Source organism: Rhizobium sp. WSM4643, from assembly GCF_025152745.1.
Classification (GTDB): Bacteria; Pseudomonadota; Alphaproteobacteria; order Rhizobiales; family Rhizobiaceae; genus Rhizobium; species Rhizobium leguminosarum_I.
In genome coordinates, this window is record NZ_CP104040.1 from 990,134 (window position 1) to 1,011,786 (window position 21,653).

Genomic DNA, 21,653 nt, shown 5'->3' on the forward strand with positions numbered 1-21,653 from the left:
GACCAACGTCACGACGGAGACGAGCTTGCGCAGTGATCGCTTCCGGTGCATTCGCCAGTCCCTTCTTCCCGCCCTCTGGCCTCGCGCCCATTTCCCGCTATCTCTCGTTTCATGAGACCTGATGCGCTGCTCTATCCCGCCCCGGAGGGGCTCTATTGCCCGGAAGGCGGCTTTTATGTCGATCCGGTGCGGCCAGTCGAGCAGGCGCTCGTCACCCATGGTCATTCGGACCATGCCCGCCCGGGCCATGTGAACGTGCTTGCGACCCGCCAGACGCTCGACATCATGCGCCTGCGTTACGGCGATGGTTTCTGCGCCAGCGAGCAGGCCGCCGCCTTCGGCGAGGAACTGCTGGTCAACAGCGTCAAGGTGAGCTTTCATCCGGCCGGCCATGTGCTCGGCTCCGCCCAGATCGCCATCGAGAAGAACGGCACCCGGATCGTCGTCTCCGGCGATTACAAACGCCGCCCCGACCCGACCTGCGCGGCCTATGTGCCGGTTGCCTGCGATGTCTTCATCACCGAGGCGACTTTCGGCCTGCCGGTCTTCCATCATCCCGATCCGATGGAGGAGACGGCCAAGCTGCTGGCATCGCTCAGGCAATTTCCCGAGCGCACCCATCTCGTCGGCGCCTATGCGCTCGGCAAGGCCCAGCGCGTCATCCGGCTGCTGCGCGATGCCGGTTATGCCGAACCGATCTATATCCACGGCGCCATGGAAAAACTCTGCGACTATTACATCGAGCAGGGCATCGATCTCGGCGAGCTGCTGCCGGCGACGATCGAAAGCCGCGACAAGTCCGCCTTCAAGGGGGCGGTCGTCATCGGCCCGTCATCGGCCTTCGCCGATCGCTGGGCCCGGCGCTTTAACGAGCCGCTGCCGGCCTTCGCCTCCGGCTGGATGATGGTGCGCCAGCGCGCCAAACAGCTCGGCGTCGAACTGCCGCTCGTCATATCCGATCATTGCGACTGGCCGGAGCTGACGGAAACCATCCGGGAATTGCACCCGGCCGAGGTCTGGGTGACGCATGGCCGCGAGGAGGCCCTGGTGCGCTGGTGCCAATTGCAGGGCATCAGGGCGAAACCGCTGCATCTGGTGGGTTATGAGGACGAGGGCGATTGAGGATGGAGTTTCTTGCTGAAAACCCCTCCCCAACCCCTCCCCACAAGGGGGAGGGGCTTAACGCGGGGCCCTCGCTGCATTCATCTTCCAGCGCCGAGCATGCGGTCGGCTTGTTGGTTTGCGAGGCGGTGCCACAGCTTAGTCCCTCCGCTTTGTGGGGAGGGGTTGGGGAGGGGCCTTTTCCATACGCCATTGGGGAGGGGGCTTCCTCAAGAGTCGGGAGGCACCCATGAAAGCCTTTGCCGATCTCCTCGACCGCCTGGTGCTCACCCCCAGCCGCAACGGCAAGCTGAAGCTTCTGACCGACTATTTCCGCGACACGCCGGATCCCGACCGCGGCTATGGCCTTGCCGCCATCGCCGGCACGCTGGAGGTGCGCAACGTCAAGCCCGCCATGCTGCGCGAGCTGGTACTCGAGCGCATGGACGAGGTGCTGTTCCGCTATTCCTATGATTATGTCGGTGATCTCGCCGAAACCATCTCGCTTGTCTGGGACAATGAAAGGGATATCGACCGTTCGGCGTTCGCCCAGCCGCGTCTCGGCGAGGTCGTTACCGGCATGAATGCGCTCGGCCGCACAGAAGTGCGCAGCTTCGTTCGCGACCTACTCGACCGGCTGGATCCGTCCGGTCGTTTCGCCTTCATCAAGCTGGCGACCGGCGCCATGCGCATCGGCGTTTCCGCCCGCCTTGCCAAGCAGGCGCTGGCCGATCTCGGCGATAAGGACGTCACCGAGATCGAAACCCTCTGGCATGGCCTGCAACCGCCTTATCAGACATTGTTCGAATGGCTGGCAGGTGGCGGCGAAAAACCGGTGCTGGCCACACCGGCGATCTTCCATTCCGTCATGCTCGCCAATGCGGTGGAGGAGGGCGACCTTACCGGCCTTGATCCGGCCGACTACGCCGCTGAATGGAAATGGGACGGCATCCGCGTCCAGCTCTCCCGCTCCGGCGACAGGCGCAAGATCTATTCCCGCTCGGGCGACGACATTTCAGGCGCCTTTCCCGATGTTCTCGACGCGATCAATTTTTCCGGTGTCGTCGACGGCGAATTGCTGGTCGGCGGCACCGCCCGCTCCAACAGCCCGACCCGCACCTTCTCCGACCTGCAACAGCGCCTGAACCGCAAGACGGTGACGTCGAAGATGCTTGGCGATTACCCCGCCTTCATCCGCGCCTATGACCTGCTCTTCGACGATGAGGAAGATATTCGCGGTCTTACCTATGTCGATCGCCGCGATCGGCTGACCGAGATCATCGATCGCGCCCCCCATGACCGTTTCGATCTCTCGCCGCTCGTGCCGTTCTCGTCGTGGGAAGAACTCGACGCTCTGCGTGCCGCCCCGCCTGATCCGGTCATCGAAGGGGTGATGATCAAACGCCGCGACAGCGTCTATCAGGCCGGCCGCATGAAGGGTCCCTGGTTCAAGTGGAAGCGTAACCCCTATAATGTCGATGCGGTGCTGATGTATGCCCAGCGCGGCCACGGCAAGCGCTCGAGTTACTATTCCGATTTCACCTTCGGCGTCTGGGCCGATGACCAGGACGGCGAACAGCTGGTGCCGGTGGGAAAGGCCTATTTCGGCTTCACCGATGCCGAACTCGAGGTGCTCGACAAGTTCGTGCGTGACAATACCACCGAGCGCTTCGGCCCGGTGCGGGCCGTGCGCGCCGACAAGGATTTCGGCTTCGTCGTCGAAGTGGCCTTTGAGGGCATCAACCGCTCGACCCGGCACAAGTCGGGGGTCGCCATGCGCTTCCCCCGTATCGCCCGCCTTCGCCCCGACAAACCCTCCTACGAGGCAGACCGGCTGCGCACGCTGATCGCCATGATCGAGGCCAAGCCGGCGTGATGCTGCGCAAAATGACGCAGGGCAATATTTTCAACACGATGTGTATTGGCGGCAGCGATCTTCCGGTGCAGATTTTCCAGAGCATGATGGCGAAAAGTGTAAGCAGTTTTCGGACGGCATCATGCGCATTTAGAATGGCCGGGGAAATGATGGATGCTGCGTTATGAGCTCGCGTGAACAAAATTCCTTTTTCCATCAACGCCGTGCCGTTCTGGCGGGTCTTGCGGGTGCACTTGTCCTGCCGCGTATGGCGGCAGCTTTCGATGTCCCGGATGAGCCGCGCCTTGCCAAGCACGACTACGCCAAGGTCCGCCACCATTTCCGCACCAAGCTGTTGCAGAAGGGCCCGGCGCCCGACAAATACGAATCGCTGAATGCGCCTGCCGACGCCGACAAGATCTTCTACCGTTCCGGTTACGGCGAGCTGGAACTGGCGGCCTGGGTCTCGAAATACAAGCGCGAGCGCGCCGCCAAGCCTGCCGTGCTCTTCCTGCATGGCGGCAATGCCATGGGCGTCGGCCACTGGCAGCTGATGAAACCCTATATGGATGCCGGTTATGTCGTGATGATGCCGTCGCTGCGCGGCGAAAACGGCCAGATGGGCAATTTCTCCGGCTTTTACGACGAGGTCGACGACGTGCTCGCTGCCACCGAACGCCTGGCGCATCTGCCGGGTGTCGATCCCGAACGCCTGTTCATCGCCGGCCACAGCATCGGCGGCACGCTGACCATGCTGACGGCGATGACTACCCATAAATTCCGCGCCGCCGCGCCGATTTCGGGCAACCCCGACGCCTTCCGCTTCTTCAACCGCTATCCGCAGGATATCCGCTTCGACGACAGCAATACGCATGAATTCGAGGTGCGTTCGGCGCTATGCTACGCCCACAGCTTCAAATGTCCGGTCCGCGTCGTCCACGGTACGGAGGAGCCGCATTTCAACGATCGCGCCGATCTGCTTGCCCGCCGCGCCCGCGGCGCCGGCGTTCAGATCGAGACTGAAACCGTCGCCGGCAACCACACCTCGGCGCTGCCGACCGAGATCGAACAGAGCATCCGCTTTTTCCATGGGGTGGCGGCCTGAATTTCCAGCCGCTTCAAATAGAGGGCCATTGGCCTATATTGCTGTCATGACGACGAACGCTAAGAGCATGCCAGAGAGCATGATTGTGCCGAACGACTTCCCCGAGCTGAAATCGCTCGCCTGGAATCGTGATCTTGCGCGCGCCATGCCTGCCCGCGAGGCCTTCGCGCTTTATGAACGCAACTGGCGTTTCGTCGATACCGGCAGGCTGACCGAGCGGGAGGTGCAACTGATCCGCGATCTGGCCGCCACCTATGGTAACGGCGTCCTGCTCGTTTCCTGATTTTCCGTTTCTTTATCCTTCGCGTTTAGGCTTGGGCGGAAATTGGGTGGCCACCATGGAATTCAGACGTCCGGAACATCGCATCATCGCCGCGGCCCTTCGGCTGATGGGACTGATTTTCTTCTGGCCAACAAGTGTTGGTTTGCCGGCGGAACCGCCATTGTCATTCATCTCGACGAATACCGACTGTCGCTCGATGTCCATTTTCTCTGTGCGGATGGCGAGGGATATCGCGCCTTGCGTATGGCGGCGGTCGAAAGCGGAGTAGGAGCCTTTTTCGGAAGGCCGGTTGCCGCGCTCCGAGACTTCAGGACAGACCAATACGGCATCCGCACGGTCCTTACCCTCGACGGGCAGCCGATTCGCTTCGAAATCGTGCGCGAGGCGCGGATTGCTCTTGAAGGCACTATCGATCCTCGGCTGAGTGTTCCCATATTGTCGCTGCCTGATATGTTCGCCGAAAAACTGCTCGCCAATGCCGACCGCTGCCAGGACAGGGCCGTCGCCTATCGTGATGCTATCGATCTCGGCATGCTTCTCACCCGCTACGTGGAAATTCCCGCTGTCGCTGTTCTCAAGGCGACGGAAGCTTATGGGCAAGACATTGAGCGCAAGATCGGTTGGGTCCTCGCCAGACTTGAGGACGACACCGAGTTGAGACATGCCGCAAGCGTCCTACAGATGGACGGCGACCTTGCCGTGCGGGCGATCGCTGCGCTTCGTGGCGAAGCCCGGCGACTCTGGTCGTCTTAGCCCCCGCCTTCCCACGCCGACGCCAGCCTCGCGCCAGCCGCGGATGCCATCGTTCCGGCAGATATCGCTGTCTGCCGATCGTTGATAAGGGTGGTTCCATGAATTTTCTGCGCCGGGTCTTCCCGATTGCCGGGCTCGTGATTGCAGTTGCGTCGCTGAGCGGCTGCAACATCCTCATTCCCGATGTCGCCGCCGATTCGCCCGCCCGCTTCGTCCAGGAAACCTCGCCGGTCTTCTATCAGCCGCCCGGCGTCGATCCGCGCCGGGTGCGGCCGATCCCCGATCAGCCGGTGCCGCAGACGCGCGAGCTCTACAAGACACAGTTCCACCAGACCTATGGCCTGCCGGTTAGCAATCCCGTGCATATGGCGATGTATGGTGAGCTTCGTGACGAGGATTTCACCCTGCCGGCAATCCCGGTCAGCCGCGTGCAGCCGCAGTTCCTGCGCCAGGAGGTCGATTATCAGACGGCCGAGCGTCCCGGCACCGTGGTCGTCGATACCAAGGCGCATTTCCTCTATTTCGTCGAGGGCAACGGCAAGGCGATGCGCTACGGCGTCGGCCTCGGCCGCGACGGTTACGCCTGGTCCGGCCGCGGCGTCATCCAGTGGAAGCAGAAATGGCCGCGCTGGACACCGTCGGTCGAAATGGTGTCGCGCCAGCCTGAGGTTCGTCCCTTCGGGGCGGAGAATGGCGGCATGAATCCGGGGCTGATGAACCCGCTCGGCGCGCGCGCCATGTATATCTACAAGGACGGGCAGGATACGCTCTACCGCGTCCATGGCACCCCCGACTGGCAGTCGATCGGCAAGGCCACCTCGTCGGGCTGCGTACGCATGCTAAACCAGGATGTCATCGATCTTTATAACCGCATTCCTGCCAGGGCCGAGATCGTTGTGATGTAGCGCTGCAACAGCGCAGCCCATATCGTCCGCTGCGGGTCGGACACGTCTGCGTGAAGCTATGGTTTATTTAGCGCAAGCCGATAGATTTCCTATTGTCGTTACCGGCATTGGACGAATCATCGGTTTAGTCGATGTCTCGTCCGGCTTCCCGTATCAAAGGAAATCAGTCCCGCGTCATGAGCTTCGATAGACATCTTTCCCGCCGTAGCTTTCTTTCCTTTTCGGCGTTGACCGCAGCCTCCGCGCTCACCGGCTGCGCCTCCTCGGCCAACACCGTGACATCAGGCGATCAAACGATCATTTACCGTTCGCCCATGCGCCTGTTCCAGTCGCCGGAAACGTCGAGCGTACCGAGCGGCGCCGAGCTTGCCGTCATGTATGGCCCCGTCGAGGACGGCGGGTTTCTCATTCCCGCTGTTCCCTACGAACAGATCGATCCGCGCTATTATCGCCAGCGCGTCGTCGATCCTACCGGCCAGGCCCCCGGCACCATCGTCGTCGATACGCCGTCACGCTTCCTTTATCTCGTCCAGGGCGACGGCATGGCAATGCGTTACGGCGTCGGCATCGGCCGCGAGGGTTTCGCCTGGCAGGGGTCGGGCGTCATCCAGTGGCGTCAGAGATGGCCGCGCTGGAAGCCGCCGAACGAGATGGTCGCTCGCCAGCCGGAACTCGTCAAATATTCGATCGACAACGGCGGCATGGAGCCGGGCCTGAAGAACCCGCTCGGCGCCCGCGCCCTCTATATCTTCTCGAATGGAGAGGACACGCTCTACCGCCTGCACGGCAATCCGGACTGGCGCTCGATCGGCAAGGCCGTCTCGTCGGGCTGCGTGCGGCTGCTCAACCAGGATATCATCGATCTCTACGACCGCGTTCCGACAAAGGCGCCGATCGTCGTCTGGCAGTAATTTTCACCGAGGCGGTCGCGATCCGGCCGCCTCGGACCAATCCCTTTTCCCAGGCAAGCAGGTGCTTTGCCCCAGGCAAGCAGGTGCTTTGCCCCAGGCAAGCGGCTGCTTTGCCCCAGGCAAGCAGTGCTTTGCCTCCCAGGCAAGAGCTTCATTTTGCGCCCGCAAGAGAATTATTTTCCGAAATACCATTGCTTAATTCGGTAAATATCCTACATGGTGCGTATCGAATTGCTTGCGACCTTTGTCCACGCGCTTGAGCGCTCCGTCAGATATCCTCTCAACATCGATACGGCTTGTCGGGGACTGTTCCGCAGGCGAACACAAACGGTTGAAAAGGAGATCGTTATGAATTCAGGCGTCGTCAAGTGGTTCAATGGCACCAAGGGTTTTGGCTTCATTCAGCCCGATGATGGTTCTACGGACGTTTTTGTCCATATCTCAGCGGTTGAACGCGCCGGAATGCGCGAACTCGTTGAAGGTCAGAAGATCCGCTACGATCTCGTCCGCGACAAGAAGTCCGGCAAGAATTCGGCTGACAATCTTCAGGCCGCATAATTTGTCATTCGCCTATGCTGACCACGGATGTACTGGCAGCGGGCTGACCAAACTGGCAGCGGGCTGAGTGACTGGAAGAGGTCGGGTTCGAGCCCGGCCTTTTTGCTTTGCGCAGGCCTTGTGAGCGACAGATTGAGCAGCCGAAGAGTCGAAGGAACGCTGAAATGGGCAGACAAAACTATAAAGTCGGCGACATGATCGTGCTGAAATCCGGCCTCACCCGCACGGCGAAAGCCGATAAGCGGTGCCGGATCTCCAGCATCCTGCCCAACGACCATGGGCATGTGCAATATCGCGTCCAGTTCGACGCAGAGAATTTCGAGCGCCGCATCACTGAGGCCGACATCGATACCGGTGAAACTCCGTCGAGGGCTTCTCCCGAGGCGGCGGCCAAGTCCGACGGCGCCGAGCCCTGGCTGAAGTTTTCGAGCATCAAAATCGGGAAGTAGTCCCGGGTTTTTATTTTGGCCCGGGTTTTAATTTGGACAGTGCGGCGGCCGCCGCGACAGGAAGGATATCGTTTTGCAGGTACTCGTCAGAGATAACAATGTCGATCAGGCGCTCCGCGTGCTCAAGAAGAAGATGCAGCGGGAAGGCCTGTTCCGGGAAATGAAGGCGCGCAGCGCCTTTGAAAAGCCGTCCGAGAAGCGCGCCCGCGAAAAGGCCGAGGCCATTCGCCGCCAGCGCAAGCTCGCCCGCAAGAAGCTGCAGCGCGAAGGTCTGCTGCCGGCACCGAAGAAGGTTCTCCGCCCGACCCGCTAATCCCGGCCGTGGCATCACGGCCCCCACCGTGCAATCATGGTTCAGCCGTGAATCATGGGATCTGCCGTCGAGCCATGGCTTACAGCGCCGCGCGTCTTTTCAGGCGCGCAAAGGGCGGTGTAACAGTTTGAATTTTTGCATAATTCCTTGAACCGATTCCGATTTAAGGAATTATGCGACAGCGCCGCCATCACCTGGGAAAGGGGCACATGACCGCCACCAAGGGAGAATTCTTCAATCCTGCCAAGCTCTCGTCTCGCGACAAGGCGGAAGCGACCGATCACACGGCCCGCGCCATCATCGCCGCCGAGGCATCGGCCCGTGACAAGAAGACGGAGAAGCTGAAGGCGTTGCGTTTGCAGCAGGAAGCCGAGGCCGAACCTAAGGTGGCGCCTGCAAAGAAGCGCCGGTCACCGGCTAAGCCGCAGCCCTGATTCTCGGCGCGCACGCCGGCTCTAACGGGTGATGCGTTCAGCCGTCGCCGGTGCCGGTCCGCCCGAGATTGCCCCGCAGCCGATGCAGCATGTCGCGCATCTCGGCCATTTCCTTAAGCGTGCAGCCTGCGGCTTGCCCGATCGCCGTCATGATCGTATCGATCTCTCCCTTCATCGCCTGGCCTTTTGGGGTCAGCGACACGATCACCTGCCGTTCGTCGCGCAGGTCGCGGATGCGCTTGATCAGCCCGCCCTGTTCCAGCCGCTTCAGCAGCGGTGACAACGTGCCGGAATCGAGGTCGAGCTGCTCGCCGATCATCTTCACCGGCAGCTCGCCGCGTTCCCACAGCACCAGCATCACCAGATATTGAGGATAGGTCAGGCCGACCCTGTCGAGTATCGGCTTGTAGGCGCGGGTGAAGGCATGCGCCGTCGCGTAGACCGCGAAGCACAACTGCTTTTCCAGCCGCTTCTCCTCTTCCGGTATCTCCATCGTCTTCGTCGTTTGCGCTCTCATATCCATCATCCCCAGAGCATTTCCGTTTTTCTTCGAATCACGGAAATGCTCTATCCCTTTGTTTTCACGCAATTCCGGGCGCCAACCGCTGCGCAGCTTTGCTGGAATTGCTCTAGAGCATGATGCCGAAAAGTGTGCGCGGTTTTCGGGCGGCATCATGCTCTAACTCTTTAATTTAGAATAGGATTCAGATTTTAGGCCGATGCTGCTTAAAATCATCCTGTTCCAAGGCCGGATTGTCCTCCTTTCGAATTCGAAATGCAATTTGCAAAATTCACTTGCGTACAATTTAATTGAGCGATATTAAAAAATCCAACCCGATCGAAGGGCCAACCAAAGGAGATCGTCATGCCTATTCTCTATACGACCAAAGCCTCTGCCACCGGCGGCCGCGCAGGCCGCGCTGTTTCCGATAACGGCGTTCTGGACGTGACCCTGACCGTTCCCAAGGAACTCGGCGGCGACGGTGCGACCGGCACCAATCCCGAACAGCTCTTCGCTGCCGGATATTCTGCCTGCTTCCTCGGTGCATTGAAATTTGTCGCGGGTCAGCAGAAGGTCAAGATTCCGGAAGATACGACGGTCTCCGCCAAGGTCGGCATCGGCCCGCGTGAAGATGGCGGTGGCTTCGGCATCGAAGTGGCCCTGACGGTCAATATCCCCGGCCTCGACCGCGAAACCGCTGAAAAGCTCGCAGCCGCAGCCCACATCGTCTGCCCCTACAGCCACGCCATGCGCACCTCGACCGAGGTCCCGGTCACCGTAGCCTGATCCAGGCGTTTCCAGCAAAATGCTGGAGCGGCTTCCGTCTTCAGCCGGAGACCGTCGCGCTTCTGCTCCTGTGACGAACGCAGTATAGCCCGGCCCAGGAGATCGGTGAGGCCAGCCCCTCATCCGGCTGCCGCCACCTTCTCCCCGTAAACGGGGCGAAGGGGATATGCCGCGGCCTCTCCGTTCCTCGCTAACCTCTCGCGGGGCACGTCCCCTCTCCCCGTTTTTACGGGGAGAGGGCTAGGGTGAGGGGCAGCCATCGGCTTGCTCTATTCGGCCGTTACCTGTCCGCTGTGACGAAGTCGGCGTTCAGCCTGGCCGGCTTCGGCGTTTTTATCGTCATTCATGACAGTGCCTGCAGATCCTGCCGCAGTCGGGCGGCGCCGCCTTCCGGCAGCTTCGCGTCGATCATCGCATGCGTGCTTTGCCAGATCGGTAGCGCCATTGCCAGCACCGCCTTGCCCTCAGTGGTGAGGCTCAGCAGCCGGCCGCGCCTGTCCCTCGGGTTCTCCATCACCTTCACCCAACCCTTGCGCTGTAACGGTTTCAGCGCCGCCGTTAGCGTCGTCTGGTCCATGGCGAGCAGGGCGGCGACCGGCCCCATCGGCGGCGGCTCCGGCCGGTTCAGCGACATCATCAGCGAAAACTGGCCGTTGGTCAGGCCGGCCGGCCTCAGCGCGTCGTCGAACAGCCGAGCAAGCGCGCGCGCCGCCCGCTGCACATGCAGGCAGAGGCAGGTGTCGCGCACCATCAGCGTCGTGGAAAAGGCAATCTCGATCGAATTTGACATGCTCCATTTCTATTGATATCAATGTATTTAGTCAAGGAGAAGGAGATGGGCCGGCTTCACCGGCAAGCGCCGGAGGAGGGCGCATTTCATGCAGAATGAGGTTGTTTCCCGCGAAGAATGGCTCGAAGCCCGGCGTGCCCTGCTGGCAAAGGAGAAGGAGGCGACACGGCTGCGCGACAGCGTCAACGCTGCCCGTCTGGCGCTGCCCTGGGTGAAGGTCGACAAGGACTATGTCTTCGAAACACCGGAGGGCAGGAAGTCTCTCGCCGATCTCTTCGACGGCCGCAGCCAGCTGTTGATCTACCATTTCATGCTCGGCCCGGATTGGGATGCCGGCTGCACCGGCTGCTCCTTCCTGTCGGATCATGTCGATGGCGCCCTGCCGCATCTGAACCATCACGACGTCACCTGGGTCGCCGTTTCGCGCGCGCCGCTCGATAAGATCGTCGCCTATAAACAGCGCATGGGCTGGAAATTTCCCTGGGTCTCCTCCTTCGGCAGCGATTTTAATTTCGATTATCACGTTTCTTTCAGCCCGGAGGACCTTGCCAAAGACAAGGTCTTCTACAATTTCACCCCCATGCAGCCGGCTGATGCCAATGACGAACTGCCCGGCCTCAGCGCTTTCTACCGCAACGACAAGGGCGAGGTCTTCCACACCTATTCGAGTTATGCCCGCGGCCCGGAAGAACTGATCGGAACCCTGATGATCCTCGACCGCGCGCCGAAGGGCCGCAACGAGGACAGCACGATGAATTTCGTGCGCCGCCACGACGAGTATGAGGAGGCCCCGAAGGCGCCATCCTGCTGTCACTGACATAGGCCGCCATCACTCAAGGGAGAAGAGATGATGAAGACCGCTGAAGTGCTGAAGGAACATTCCTTCCTGGAGAGACTGCTTGGCGACTGGACCGTCACCGCACCCGACATGACGGGCGGCGAACCCTGGGCCGAGACCGTCCGCTCGCTGCACGGCATCTGGTTCGTCGCCGAAGGAACCGGCCGCATGCCGGACGGTAGGGAGGCCACCAGCATCCTGACGCTTGGCTATAACGCCGCAAAAGGCAAGTACATCGGCAGCTGGATCGGCAGCATGATGGATTATATGTGGGTCTATGAGGGCGAGGTCGACGCGTCGGGCAACGTGCTGGACCTCTATACGAGAGGTCCCGACTTCACTGGCGAGGGCCTTGCCGATTACCGCGAGCAGATCATCTTCGTCGATGCCGATCACCGCAGCTTTATCTCCAGCACCAGGCAGCCGGATGGCTCCTGGAAGCAGTTCATGGAAGCGCAATACGCCCGCAGGTTCTGACAATCACGGCGCCCAGCCTCGAAAAGGGGCCTCATAGGAGGCCTCGGAAGAGGGGCGTCGAAATAGGGAGAGTATGATGTCTGAGACGCATGGAAAGTTCATCTGGTGTGAGTTGATGACCCCCGACACATCAGCTGCTGCGAAATTCTACAGCTCGGTCGTCGGCTGGACCACCTCCGAGATGAAAATGGAGGGCATGCCCACCTACACGATCTTCGAGGCGAACGGCATCGGCGTCGCCGGCCTGATGGAATTTCCGGCCGAACTCGAAGGCAAGGGCATTCCGCCGAACTGGACGGGTTATGTCGATGTCGACGACGTCGACCAGACGGCCAAGGATTTCGCCGCCAATGGCGGTTCGGTCCGCCGTCCGCCGGAAGACATCCCGACCATCGGCCGCTTCGCCGTCGTCGCCGATCCGCATGGCGCGGTGCTCTGCATCATGACGCCGGCGCCGATGGAGAAGCCCATGCCGGAACTGGCCGTCGACGCTCCCGGCAATATCGGCTGGCGCGAACTCTATGCCGGCAATGGCAAAGAGGCGCTGGCCTTCTATTCCAAGCTGTTCGGCTGGACGAAGGACAGCGAGATGGATATGGGACCGATGGGCGTCTATTATCTCTTCGCCCATAACGGCAAGCAGATCGGCGGCATGATGACCAAGCCGGAAAATATCCAGATGCCGTTCTGGTGTTATTATTTCATCGTGCCGACCCTCGACGCCGCAACCGAACGCCTCACATCAGGCGGCGGCAAGGTGGTCCACGGCCCGATGGAAGTCCCCGGCGGCAGCTGGATCATCCAGGCCACCGACCCCCAAGGCGCCTTCTTCTGCCTAGTGGCACCGAAGCGGTAGGGTTTAGCGCATCGTTGGCGGCGTGCCGTGTGGCCCCCTTCCTGCTGCCGCCACCTTCTCCCCGAGGGGAGAAGAGACTCGTGGCGACGTCTCGATTCCCTCTTCTCCCCAGCGGGGAGAAGGTGCCCGTAGGGCGGATGAGGGGGCTGCACGGTACACCGTCAACAACAACTACGCTCCGGATCCCACCATCCGTTCACCCCGCAACCGAAGCAAAAAATCCTTCCGGGCTCTCGACTTCCACCAGCCGCTTCCTCTCGATCAGCCAGAACCGGTTTCCCACCGCCCGCACGAAACTGCGGTCGTGGGAGACCAGCAGGCAGCTCGCTTCATGCGCCATCAACTCACTCTCCAGCGCCTCCTGTCCCTCGATGTCGAGATGGTTGGTCGGCTCGTCGAGCAGGGTGAAGTTCGGTTCCGTCAGCCGCAGCACCAGCATGCCGAGCCGCGCTTTCTGGCCGCCGGAGAGTTGGCCGATCGGTTTTGCTTGCATGTCGATCGTCATGCCGGCGCCGGCCAGCAAGGCGCGGGCCCGCTGGTCGCCGACATCGAAGCGGCGGATGATCGTGCCGATCGGCGTATCGGTGTCAGTGAGATCGGCAAGCGCCTGGTCGCCATAGCCGAGCACCAGCGAAGGCGTCGCCTTGATGCTGTCGCGCGCCGTCTCCGGTCTTTCGATCGCCTGTTTCAGCATCGACACCAGCCGTGACTTGCCGGCGCCGTTGAGGCCGAGCAGCACGATGCGGTCGCCCTGGCAGATGAACTGCCGGCCGGTTTTGAACAGCAGCGTTCCATCCGGCGTTGTCACCGCCGCATCCTCCAGCGTCACCAGCACCTTGGCATGCGTGCCGCGATTGGCAAGCCGGATGGCGCCGGCCGACCGCTCCAGGTGCGCCGGTTTTGCCGCGTCCTCCAGCTTCTCCGCCCGCTGCTTGAGCTGCTTCGTCTTGACGACGAGCAGATCGCTGCCGGAATTGATGCCGATATTGTTGAGTTTGGCCGCCTGCTTCCGCAACTGCTCCGCCACCTTCATGTCCCGCTCGTAACGCCTGGCTTCGGAAGCGTCGGTCTCGTCGAGGGCAGCGCGCGCCCGGGTATAGGGCAGGGCGAAGACCGGCGATTGTTCCGGCCGCAGGAACAGCGTCCGGTTGGTTGTCGCATCGAGAAAGGCGCGGTCGTGGCTGGACAGGATGACCGGCACGTCGCGCGGCAGCGCATTCAGCCAGCCCTCCAGCTGCGCGATCTTTTCGAGGTCGAGATGGTTGGTCGGCTCGTCGAGCAGAAGCACGTCGGGCTCGCTCACCCAGGTGCGGGCAAGCATGGCAAGCCGCTGCCATCCGCCGCTCAACTGTTTCAGCGGCCGGCCGCGCATGGCCTCCGGCACATCGAGCGAGTCCAGCACCACGTCGACCCGCCAGCTCTCGCTTTCGGCCTGATCGGCCGGCAGCGCCTGCAGCACCGCATCGTAGAACGGCGTGTCGAAAAGGGCAGGCGGCACATTCTGCGCGACATGGCCGATGGTCAGCCCGCGCGCCTTGGTGATCTCGCCCTCGCTCGGCTCCAGCGCGCCGGTGATGCAGGCAAGCAGCGTTGATTTCCCCCGCCCGTTGGCGGCGACGAGGCCGATGCGGTCGCCGGCATTGACGACGAGATTGAGCTTGGAAAACAAGGGATTGCCCAGCGTCACGCCGAGATTGCGGATATTGATGAGTGTCATGATCGTTCTCTGGTCTTGACCGGGTATCAAGCGCGGTCCGGGGCGTTCAGCCATCACGGGATTGCGCGGTTCGAGCCGGAAAATGAGAGGAATGCGCGCTGTCAGCTACGGCGTCGCATTGGTCACGAAGGGCAGACCAGGAAGAGATGTCGAGAAACGGTCTCTGGTCAGCCCTGCAAACGCATTTGCAGGGCGTTTTGGCTGTCCATCAGTGTCTATGTGCGTTCGGAAAAGTCGATGGCTTCTCAAATGCTTACTCCATTGCGGTCTATTCTTGTCTACTGGTTCCGATGGGTATAAATTGGACACTATTGGACACTATTGGACACTATTGGACACTCTGGATACGGATCATGGTATCGAAGATTGACACAGTTGCGAAGCGAAACAAGCTTCCAATTGCCAAGAAGCCAGTTTGGGAGCGTCTGGCGCCGGGCGTATTTCTTGGTTACAGAAAATCTCCAGAGACCAGAAAATGGCTCGTTCGTTACCACGACCCGGACGCGCCCAAAGGTGCAAGCAATCCCTACAAGGTGCAAGTCTTCGCCAATGCGGATGATGCTCACGTCGATGAAGAGGCGCTGAGTTTCAAGCACGCGTCGGTGAAGGCACTGACGCTCGCTGAGGCCGCAAACGTCCCCAGTGCCAAGAATGCGCTTCCGCTGACGGTGCGCCGTGCTGTGGAGGAGTACATTGCCGGTCGGAATGCGCGCGACAGGAAACACAAAGGCCGTGAGAACATTCGATCCGACGCTGACACCCGGCTGACACGGCACGTTCTGTCTGACATGGACCTGTCCGATACGAAGCTGAAGGACACGACGCCGGAGCGGCTGCTTGAATGGCTCAGCAACGTGCCGCTCAAGGTGGCCACGAAGAAGCGGCTTGCTGGGGACTTCAAGGCGGCGCTACGGCTTGCCGGGAGCAAATATGCTAAGTTCCTTCCAGCGACGTGGAAGGCAGAGATTTCCGGCGCTCTCACCGTGAAAAACGACGAGCTAAATGGCCGTGCTATTCAAGTTCTTGCTGATGACGAGATCAGGGCCGCATTGCGCGCTGCAAAGGAAGTGGACGAGGCAGGAAACTGGGACGGCGATTTGCACCGCCTAATGGTCGCACTCGCATCCACGGGTGCACGGTTTTCACAAGCGGTGAGGATCGACCGGAAAGGCGCGTTCCGGCAGCGGCGCTTGGACCGCAGGACCGGCGCGGAGATGACCGATTGTGTCGTAATGGTCCCGGCATCCCGCAAGGGCAATGGTAGCAAAGTCAAACCGCCGACGAAGCGACATCTGGCAGAAACCGACTTTGACATACTAACATCCGGGATGGATACCGACCCGGACGGCCCATTGCTCCAACGCTGGAAAAACGAAGAGATATCGCCGACCGTTTGGAAGCGTGGCGACCGTGCGACATGGTACCACGCGTCTGAAATCACCCGTCCTTGGCACCAAATCGTGGAAAAGGCGGGGCTTCAAAAGCACACGCTGCCATATGCCTTCCGCCATTCCTCTATCGTTCGCCATCTTCAAGATGGAATTGACGTGTCGACCGTCGCGGCGCTCCATGACACGTCTCCTCTGATGATACAAAAGCACTACGCTGCATATATCGTTGACGCCAGTGACGACGCGATTGCCGCCCGTACGGTGAGCCTTTCGGAGTGACCCATCAAGGGAATTTATGGGTCTGGAATTCCGCAACAGATCGGCAGCCGCAACCTTTTTAAACTTAATCTTTAAACCGGATCGGCACCAAACCACTGACGCAGCGGCGCTAAAGAAAAAACGGCTTTAAACCTAAGGAAAAATTATTTAGATCAATGGCTTGAAGGGCGCCCATCGAATATTTTCATTTGTCATTACTCCCCCGGACCTGTGATGCTTGTGCATCAACATGCATCTGATTTCCATCCGCAGGGAGACACCCCATGACTGCAGAAAAGCAGAAACCGAAGCGTGGGTCACGCAGGCCAGCGATCGAAGTCCGCGCCGCACTAACGATAGAGGAAGCTGGCGACTACCTAAACATCTGTCGAGCCAAGCTATATCAAGAAATGAAATCCGGGCGGCTGCCGCATCGGAAAAACGGCCGTAAGACCCTAATCCTCAAGGCCGATGCTGATTTATACCTGCAGGCGTTGCCCACCGGGCTGGGCTCGCCAGTTGGCAGACAGGCCCAGCAGGCGAACGATGTACCGTCCGCAGCCGAAACCCACTCATAAGAAGCCCGCCCCGATTGTGCAGGACGGGCCACAGCGTTTCATCTCAACCGCCAAGGACGTAACGCCGGTCTGCATTGCGCGCCACGTGGCACCCAACTCGGAATGCACCGGGTTCGTTCCATCGGCGCGGGAAAGCCGTGACCGTTTTGGAGGGTATGCAATGAAGGCTACCGGTCGGAAGAAATCGGAAGCGGCAGCGGCACCGGAAAGGAAGGCCAGCAGCCACGCGACATGGAAGTTTGAGCTTTTGGCTACCGTCAGCGCCGATCCGATGGCTGGCCCCGGATACGTTGGGATTGTGCTGTCGTATCTCAATTTCATGGGGTCTGCGGATGCCTGTCCATATCGGTCGCTGATTGACTTACAGGTCGATACCGGCTTGGCCAGACGCACGCTTATCGAGCACCGCCATGAGCTGGTCAAACTGGGTTATTTCACCCCGGCAGGGATCACCAGCGACGGTGCCCAGCGATATCGGATCGTGAACGCCAGAGAAAATCACGTCCTCGACCACAAGATAGTTATGCGCGAGACGCTTCGGGAGCGTAACGCCGAGGAGAAGGAAATCGAGCGCCGGAAACGAAACGCCAAGGCTGCAGCCATGTCGCCATCGACGCGAGACAGTGCCACGAATGACGATTTCGGGGGGGCGCCGTTTGCACCCCCAGATGGCGATAGGCGGTGCGCCGTTTGCACCGACAGGGGTGCGCCGTTTGCACCCAATTACGTAGAGGAAACCGTAGATAGCTTTAGTATGGAGAGAGGAGCTATCTCTCAGAGCGCTTCTTTTCCGACGTGTATTGATGTCGTCGTACCCCACGATTTTTTGCTTGGTGACGAGATTTCCATCGGTGACGACGTGCTCGTCGAAGACGAAGTTTCCATCGAAGATGAACTCGACCTATGGCTTCCAAAACTTGGCGGGCGTGACAGCGGTCTCAAAAAGCAGGACGAAATTGAGCCTACAGCGAATGGAGGCCGCCATGACGCATGACCATCCTTGCCACCTTGTCCTGTTCCCGATGGTCAACCGGATCGGCAAAATCCGCCATGTCGCCGCGAAGATGCTCACAATGACCACGCGCCGGGAGGCCGAAATTTACTACAAGCAGGTCACGCACGGCATCCGCCGTCACTTCGACCACATTGACCTTTCCGAAGCCGAACAGCGCGAGCAGATGAAGGTGTTTTGGGATGCGGTCTGGAATGAATGGTCGCGACAGCGCGGTCGGGTGTCCCGAAAACCGTGACAGGAAAGTGCCCGAACCGGAGTATCATCGCCCTATGCCACCGCTTTCGAACCAACGCCATGAAGCTTTCTCCCGCCTCATCGCCAAGGGTGAAGCCGCGTCCAGAGCCTATTCCAGCGCCTATGGCGTCTCTGGTCGAACGGCTGAGGTGAGCGCCCATAGATTGATGAGAAATGATGCAGTGCTCGGGCGCATCGCAGAACTGCAGGGAGCGGCGGCTACGCGGACGGAAAAAACAACCGCCTCGCTAGTTGCCGACCTCGACGAAATCATTGCGTTTGCAAGGCAATGCGGCAATCCGACTGCCATGGTTGCCGCCGTCAATACCCAAGCAAAACTGCTTGGTTTGATGATTGATCGAAGCGAAACGACCGTGTTGCAGAGGCCAGCACCCTTGCCGACTAAAGTCCTCGAACTTTCCGAAAGCGAATGGATCGCCCAATTCGGCAAAGGACCGGGCCCACGGCCCGCGCTCACCGATGGGGCCAAGCAGCGGAAAGCCGAGGCGCGGAAATTGGGCGACGCGGGCAATCGGCGTACCGTAGAGCCGCCCATCACATGGGATATCGAGACGGACGAGATAAAGGCCAGAGGAGTGATAGGGCTTGATGACGATGATTGACGAACGCACCCCAATCACCCGGGAAGGCATAACCGCGGATCTTCGAAGGTTGGCCGATCTGGCGGAAGCGAGCGGTGACAGGGTTTCCGCCGTCCGGGCGCTGAAACTTGCATGGAGCATCGAGCGCCGCTGCCGCACCGACCTCGTCGCGGCAGAGCGGGAAAACTCTACCTTGCACTGATCCTCGACGGCTTTCGCTCTCGGCCGGGTGAGGACCAAGACCCGCTTTGACGGGCGTGGCAAGTGGAGGGCGGCGGGGAAGCGGCTGAAATATTGCGGCGTCAGCTTTGAGGGAGATGGGTCATGACTGACCCCTTCGCAATCGCCCCGCATGGCCGCCATCGCCCGGTGCGGTCATTAGAGCGGGCGGCGGGCAGCGAGTGCGCCTTCCCGAACTCATAGTCGCCAGTATTACCCAACCGTCGAGACAGCATGTACCTTCATGTCATCTCGCACTTCATAGAACTTGTTCCCGTCGATATATATGAAGTGGCAATTTGGCTTCTCGCCTTTGCCGTTCGTGCACGCTTTATCACCCTTGAACGTGAGCTTGGTCTTCACGTCTATCATCTTACCGTCTACGTTCGCCTTACCCGTGACAGTGCCTTTCTTCCAACTCCATACCAGATCAGCGCTCACCGGCTTATCGAGGTCGAAAATCTCGACCTTCATGTGCTTGCCGTCAGCAAAGGTTTTGAACTCTTCCATCGTGACCTTCTTGGCCCCTGCTGGAAGATCCACGGCATGTGCGTTTACGCCTAATAGTAAGAACGCCAGTGCACTGAGGCTTGAAAGAAACCTTCTCATGGTGAAGTCCTCTATCTAAAAGTAGGGATCGCTAAATTACCAGCCGTGGGTTGGTGCTGCAACGAGGCACACCTCCGCCATTTTGATAGGGGTGAGGGTGTCACAATGCCTTATTGTGGCGCAAAGCCGTCCCAGCGAAAAGTTGCCGCCTTCATAGACATGCGCATTTTTCTGGCATCTCCCTGCATCGTCATGTATCATTTGCTCAAGGAAACGATACACGAAAGAGGACGGATGCTTTGAGCAACAGGGGAAACATCAAGGCGGTGGCCTATCTCCGGACCTCCAGCGCGGCCAATGTCGGGCAGGACAAGGACAGCGAGCGGCGGCAGCGCGAAACTATAGATGCCTATGCAGGGGCTGCAGGTTACGAGATCGTGGACAGCTACTACGACGCAGCCGTTTCCGGCGCCGATGCCGTCACCGCGAGGCCGGGCTTCTCGGCAATGCTGGAACGGCTGCTGTCGAATGGCGTGCGCACGATCCTTGTGGAGACCGCCAGCCGTTTCGCCCGTGACCTCATTGTGCAGGAAACTGGCCACGGGATGTTGAAGGCGCGCGGTATCGATCTGATCGCAGTCGACAGCCCCGACAGCTTCGTTGCGGATACGCCGACAGCTCGCTTGATCCGGCAGGTTCTCGGTGCGGTTTCCGAGTTCGAGAAGGCGATGCTGGTTGAGAAGTTGCGCGGCGCCCGTGAGCGCAAGCGCCGGGAGACAGGCAAGAAGGTGGGCGGGCGAAAGAACTACACCGAACTTAACGGGGGACAGGACATGGTTGCCCTTGCGAAAAAGCTTCATCGCTACCCGGTCAACAGCAAGCGGCGCTCGCTCAACGATGTCGCTGACGCCCTTGCCGAGGCTGGGTATCTGTCGAGCGCCGGAAAGCCCTTCACTCGGATGGCCGTCTCGCGGATGCTGGAGCGGAAGCACGAGGCGAATTAGGCAGGGGGCTTGCCCCCGGACGCCCTTCCGGTGGCGGGGGTGGCAAAAGGCTCCAGCTGTGCGCCATCCTTTGCTGCGGCGCAGGGTCTATCCGATCCTTGGCAAAGGGCAGCGTTCAAACGGTTCTTGCCCAAAACGGGAAGCTTCGCTCAAGCAGCGATGACTATATCGGATCATCAACTGATGATCTGGAGTAATTCATGCGACGCTCATGGATATGCATCGTAGTGGCGGCGTCCGCCCTGCCGGTATTTGCCGATAGCTATCCGCCACTGGCCCAGACCTTCGCCGACGCGGCAGCGACGGGCCGGGAGATACGCGATCTACAAGCCCAAGAGGCCATGGCTTGGTGGGCGGCGGCCATGTTCTGGGTCACATTGGCCTCATCTTTGGTTGGCGGGCTAGGGCTTGTAGGCTTGTTCGTATCGCTCTACCAAACGCGCGCCGCGATCAAGCACGCTAGGGAAACCTCTTTCATCGACGTGCGGCCGTGGCTTCTGATAGAAGGCGTTGAGATCACCAGCACGGCTGGTGTGTATGACGAGAAAGGCTTTCACTTCACCGCGCAGGGCTCCATCAACGTCCGCAACGCGGGCAAACTACCTGCCGAAGCGCTCGCGCATGTTGTTACCTTTGGCCCTACTGCCGGCAGCGCCCGACCATTGACGGAAGCTCTGCATGCACGGATCGAAGAACTAGACGGGAACGGCTACATTGTTCCGCCGGGGCAATCGTTTAGGTTGCCGCTTCTCTTGCAGGTCGAGATGACCTCTGAAGAGGCGGAGAAGATCGCGGACGAAATGCTTCGCCTTTCCATCAGCGCGCACTATCAAACTGCGGGACTAGAACGGGATTTCCGAACGATAGCCGGTGCATCCGCACTCCCAAGTGCTGGAAACCATAAGCCCCTCACTATTAAAGATTTCAAGATCTATCGCGAAAGCTGGCATTTGGATCGCCTAATGTACGGCGTTCTCACATAGGCTTTCGACGATCGGCAACCGATACGCCAACCACGATGGCCATGCGTGTTGCACAGACCGCAGAGCAGTTAATAGCCTGCTGCCGCCGCTAACCACTTGCTTAGCCGCTCCGCAAAACGAAACACCAGTTGAATTTGCCTGTGGGCAATTGCAGCACCCGTCTGGCCGTCACTTTCGTACCGATGCT

Annotated in this window: 27 protein-coding genes and 1 pseudogene; 24 read left to right on the top strand and 4 right to left on the bottom strand. The window is 60.1% G+C overall.

Annotated features, from left to right (window positions below):
- Positions 1 to 111 precede the first annotated feature (111 nt).
- The 12 genes and pseudogenes from N1937_RS05095 to N1937_RS05150 all read left to right on the top strand — a co-directional run bounded on the left by N1937_RS05095 (position 112) and on the right by N1937_RS05150 (position 8,667).
- Positions 112 to 1,122 (top strand): ligase-associated DNA damage response exonuclease, encoded by a 1,011-nt coding sequence (locus N1937_RS05095; protein WP_260057727.1) that lies wholly within the window; start codon positions 112 to 114, stop codon positions 1,120 to 1,122.
- 229 nt (positions 1,123 to 1,351) lie between these two features.
- On the top strand, positions 1,352 to 2,977 hold the full coding sequence (locus N1937_RS05100; protein WP_017963453.1) for a cisplatin damage response ATP-dependent DNA ligase: 1,626 nt from the start codon (positions 1,352 to 1,354) through the stop codon (positions 2,975 to 2,977).
- A complete protein-coding gene (locus N1937_RS05105; RefSeq protein ID WP_260059104.1) occupies positions 2,974 to 3,144 on the top strand; it encodes a hypothetical protein in 171 nt (56 codons plus the stop codon). The genes N1937_RS05100 and N1937_RS05105 overlap by 4 nt, the downstream gene beginning before the upstream one ends.
- Positions 3,141 to 4,061: an alpha/beta hydrolase family protein gene (locus N1937_RS05110; protein ID WP_260057728.1), complete on the top strand. Its 921-nt coding sequence runs from the start codon at positions 3,141 to 3,143 to the stop codon at positions 4,059 to 4,061. Before N1937_RS05105 ends, N1937_RS05110 begins: the two co-directional genes overlap by 4 nt.
- 79 nt (positions 4,062 to 4,140) lie before the next feature.
- Positions 4,141 to 4,344 (top strand): hypothetical protein, encoded by a 204-nt coding sequence (locus N1937_RS05115; protein WP_246726254.1) that lies wholly within the window; start codon positions 4,141 to 4,143, stop codon positions 4,342 to 4,344.
- Positions 4,345 to 4,399: 55 nt separating this feature from the next.
- Positions 4,400 to 5,097 (top strand): annotated as a pseudogene (locus tag N1937_RS05120) (nucleotidyl transferase AbiEii/AbiGii toxin family protein).
- Positions 5,098 to 5,195: 98 nt separating this feature from the next.
- A complete protein-coding gene (locus N1937_RS05125) occupies positions 5,196 to 6,002 on the top strand; it encodes a L,D-transpeptidase (RefSeq protein WP_222295996.1) in 807 nt (268 codons plus the stop codon).
- 176 nt (positions 6,003 to 6,178) lie between these two features.
- Complete coding sequence (locus tag N1937_RS05130; protein WP_017963459.1) at positions 6,179 to 6,913, top strand: L,D-transpeptidase family protein; 735 nt, start codon at positions 6,179 to 6,181, stop codon at positions 6,911 to 6,913.
- Positions 6,914 to 7,261: 348 nt separating this feature from the next.
- The gene (locus tag N1937_RS05135) at positions 7,262 to 7,471 is read left to right on the top strand and encodes a cold-shock protein (protein WP_003546468.1); all 210 of its coding nucleotides are present in this window, start codon (positions 7,262 to 7,264) and stop codon (positions 7,469 to 7,471) included.
- A gap of 164 nt (positions 7,472 to 7,635) precedes the next feature.
- Positions 7,636 to 7,920: a hypothetical protein gene (locus N1937_RS05140; protein WP_017963461.1), complete on the top strand. Its 285-nt coding sequence runs from the start codon at positions 7,636 to 7,638 to the stop codon at positions 7,918 to 7,920.
- A 73-nt stretch (positions 7,921 to 7,993) separates the two neighbouring features.
- Positions 7,994 to 8,233: a 30S ribosomal protein S21 gene (gene rpsU / locus N1937_RS05145; RefSeq protein WP_003546477.1), complete on the top strand. Its 240-nt coding sequence runs from the start codon at positions 7,994 to 7,996 to the stop codon at positions 8,231 to 8,233.
- A 209-nt stretch (positions 8,234 to 8,442) separates the two neighbouring features.
- A complete protein-coding gene (locus tag N1937_RS05150; protein WP_017963462.1) occupies positions 8,443 to 8,667 on the top strand; it encodes a hypothetical protein in 225 nt (74 codons plus the stop codon).
- 37 nt (positions 8,668 to 8,704) lie between these two features.
- Here the strand turns inward: N1937_RS05150 and N1937_RS05155 are convergent, their stop codons facing one another.
- A complete protein-coding gene (locus N1937_RS05155) occupies positions 8,705 to 9,193 on the bottom strand; it encodes a MarR family winged helix-turn-helix transcriptional regulator (protein WP_017963463.1) in 489 nt (162 codons plus the stop codon).
- A gap of 339 nt (positions 9,194 to 9,532) precedes the next feature.
- On the opposite strand from N1937_RS05155, the gene N1937_RS05160 reads away from it, so the two are divergent.
- Positions 9,533 to 9,955, top strand: a complete 423-nt coding sequence (locus N1937_RS05160; RefSeq protein WP_260057747.1) for an organic hydroperoxide resistance protein — start codon at positions 9,533 to 9,535, stop codon at positions 9,953 to 9,955.
- 343 nt (positions 9,956 to 10,298) lie between these two features.
- Here N1937_RS05160 and N1937_RS05165 read toward each other — a convergent pair whose 3' ends face one another.
- On the bottom strand, positions 10,299 to 10,745 hold the full coding sequence (locus N1937_RS05165; RefSeq protein ID WP_260057748.1) for a MarR family winged helix-turn-helix transcriptional regulator: 447 nt from the start codon (positions 10,743 to 10,745) through the stop codon (positions 10,299 to 10,301).
- Positions 10,746 to 10,833: 88 nt separating this feature from the next.
- Here N1937_RS05165 and N1937_RS05170 point away from each other — a divergent pair, with 88 nt between their 5' ends.
- The 3 genes from N1937_RS05170 (at position 10,834) to N1937_RS05180 (ending at position 12,916) form a co-directional block, all read left to right on the top strand.
- The gene (locus N1937_RS05170; RefSeq protein WP_170279163.1) at positions 10,834 to 11,562 is read left to right on the top strand and encodes a DUF899 domain-containing protein; all 729 of its coding nucleotides are present in this window, start codon (positions 10,834 to 10,836) and stop codon (positions 11,560 to 11,562) included.
- Between the two features lie 30 nt (positions 11,563 to 11,592).
- On the top strand, positions 11,593 to 12,060 hold the full coding sequence (locus N1937_RS05175; protein ID WP_017963465.1) for a DUF1579 domain-containing protein: 468 nt from the start codon (positions 11,593 to 11,595) through the stop codon (positions 12,058 to 12,060).
- A 76-nt stretch (positions 12,061 to 12,136) separates the two neighbouring features.
- A complete protein-coding gene (locus N1937_RS05180; RefSeq protein ID WP_170258757.1) occupies positions 12,137 to 12,916 on the top strand; it encodes a VOC family protein in 780 nt (259 codons plus the stop codon).
- Between the two features lie 196 nt (positions 12,917 to 13,112).
- Here the strand turns inward: N1937_RS05180 and N1937_RS05185 are convergent, their stop codons facing one another.
- A complete protein-coding gene (locus N1937_RS05185; protein ID WP_260057751.1) occupies positions 13,113 to 14,633 on the bottom strand; it encodes an ABC-F family ATP-binding cassette domain-containing protein in 1,521 nt (506 codons plus the stop codon).
- 353 nt (positions 14,634 to 14,986) lie between these two features.
- On the opposite strand from N1937_RS05185, the gene N1937_RS05190 reads away from it, so the two are divergent.
- From N1937_RS05190 to N1937_RS05215, 6 genes are all read left to right on the top strand, one after another.
- Positions 14,987 to 16,303 (top strand): hypothetical protein, encoded by a 1,317-nt coding sequence (locus tag N1937_RS05190; RefSeq protein WP_260057752.1) that lies wholly within the window; start codon positions 14,987 to 14,989, stop codon positions 16,301 to 16,303.
- Positions 16,304 to 16,566: 263 nt separating this feature from the next.
- Complete coding sequence (locus N1937_RS05195) at positions 16,567 to 16,860, top strand: helix-turn-helix domain-containing protein (protein WP_260057753.1); 294 nt, start codon at positions 16,567 to 16,569, stop codon at positions 16,858 to 16,860.
- Between the two features lie 160 nt (positions 16,861 to 17,020).
- Complete coding sequence (locus tag N1937_RS05200; RefSeq protein ID WP_260057754.1) at positions 17,021 to 17,854, top strand: hypothetical protein; 834 nt, start codon at positions 17,021 to 17,023, stop codon at positions 17,852 to 17,854.
- Positions 17,844 to 18,110, top strand: coding sequence for a DUF6074 family protein (locus tag N1937_RS05205; RefSeq protein WP_130664302.1), 267 nt, complete (start codon positions 17,844 to 17,846; stop codon positions 18,108 to 18,110). Before N1937_RS05200 ends, N1937_RS05205 begins: the two co-directional genes overlap by 11 nt.
- Positions 18,111 to 18,144: 34 nt before the next feature.
- Positions 18,145 to 18,732: a terminase small subunit gene (locus N1937_RS05210; protein WP_260057755.1), complete on the top strand. Its 588-nt coding sequence runs from the start codon at positions 18,145 to 18,147 to the stop codon at positions 18,730 to 18,732.
- A complete protein-coding gene (locus N1937_RS05215) occupies positions 18,719 to 18,913 on the top strand; it encodes a hypothetical protein (RefSeq protein ID WP_260057756.1) in 195 nt (64 codons plus the stop codon). Before N1937_RS05210 ends, N1937_RS05215 begins: the two co-directional genes overlap by 14 nt.
- A gap of 230 nt (positions 18,914 to 19,143) precedes the next feature.
- Here N1937_RS05215 and N1937_RS05220 read toward each other — a convergent pair whose 3' ends face one another.
- Positions 19,144 to 19,539, bottom strand: coding sequence for a hypothetical protein (locus N1937_RS05220; protein WP_260057757.1), 396 nt, complete (start codon positions 19,537 to 19,539; stop codon positions 19,144 to 19,146).
- A gap of 239 nt (positions 19,540 to 19,778) precedes the next feature.
- Between N1937_RS05220 and N1937_RS05225 the strand changes: the two genes are divergently transcribed.
- Entirely contained in the window at positions 19,779 to 20,483 is a 705-nt protein-coding gene (locus tag N1937_RS05225) for a recombinase family protein (protein WP_260057758.1), read from the top strand.
- A gap of 200 nt (positions 20,484 to 20,683) precedes the next feature.
- Complete coding sequence (locus N1937_RS05230) at positions 20,684 to 21,466, top strand: hypothetical protein (protein ID WP_260057759.1); 783 nt, start codon at positions 20,684 to 20,686, stop codon at positions 21,464 to 21,466.
- Positions 21,467 to 21,653 lie beyond the last annotated feature (187 nt).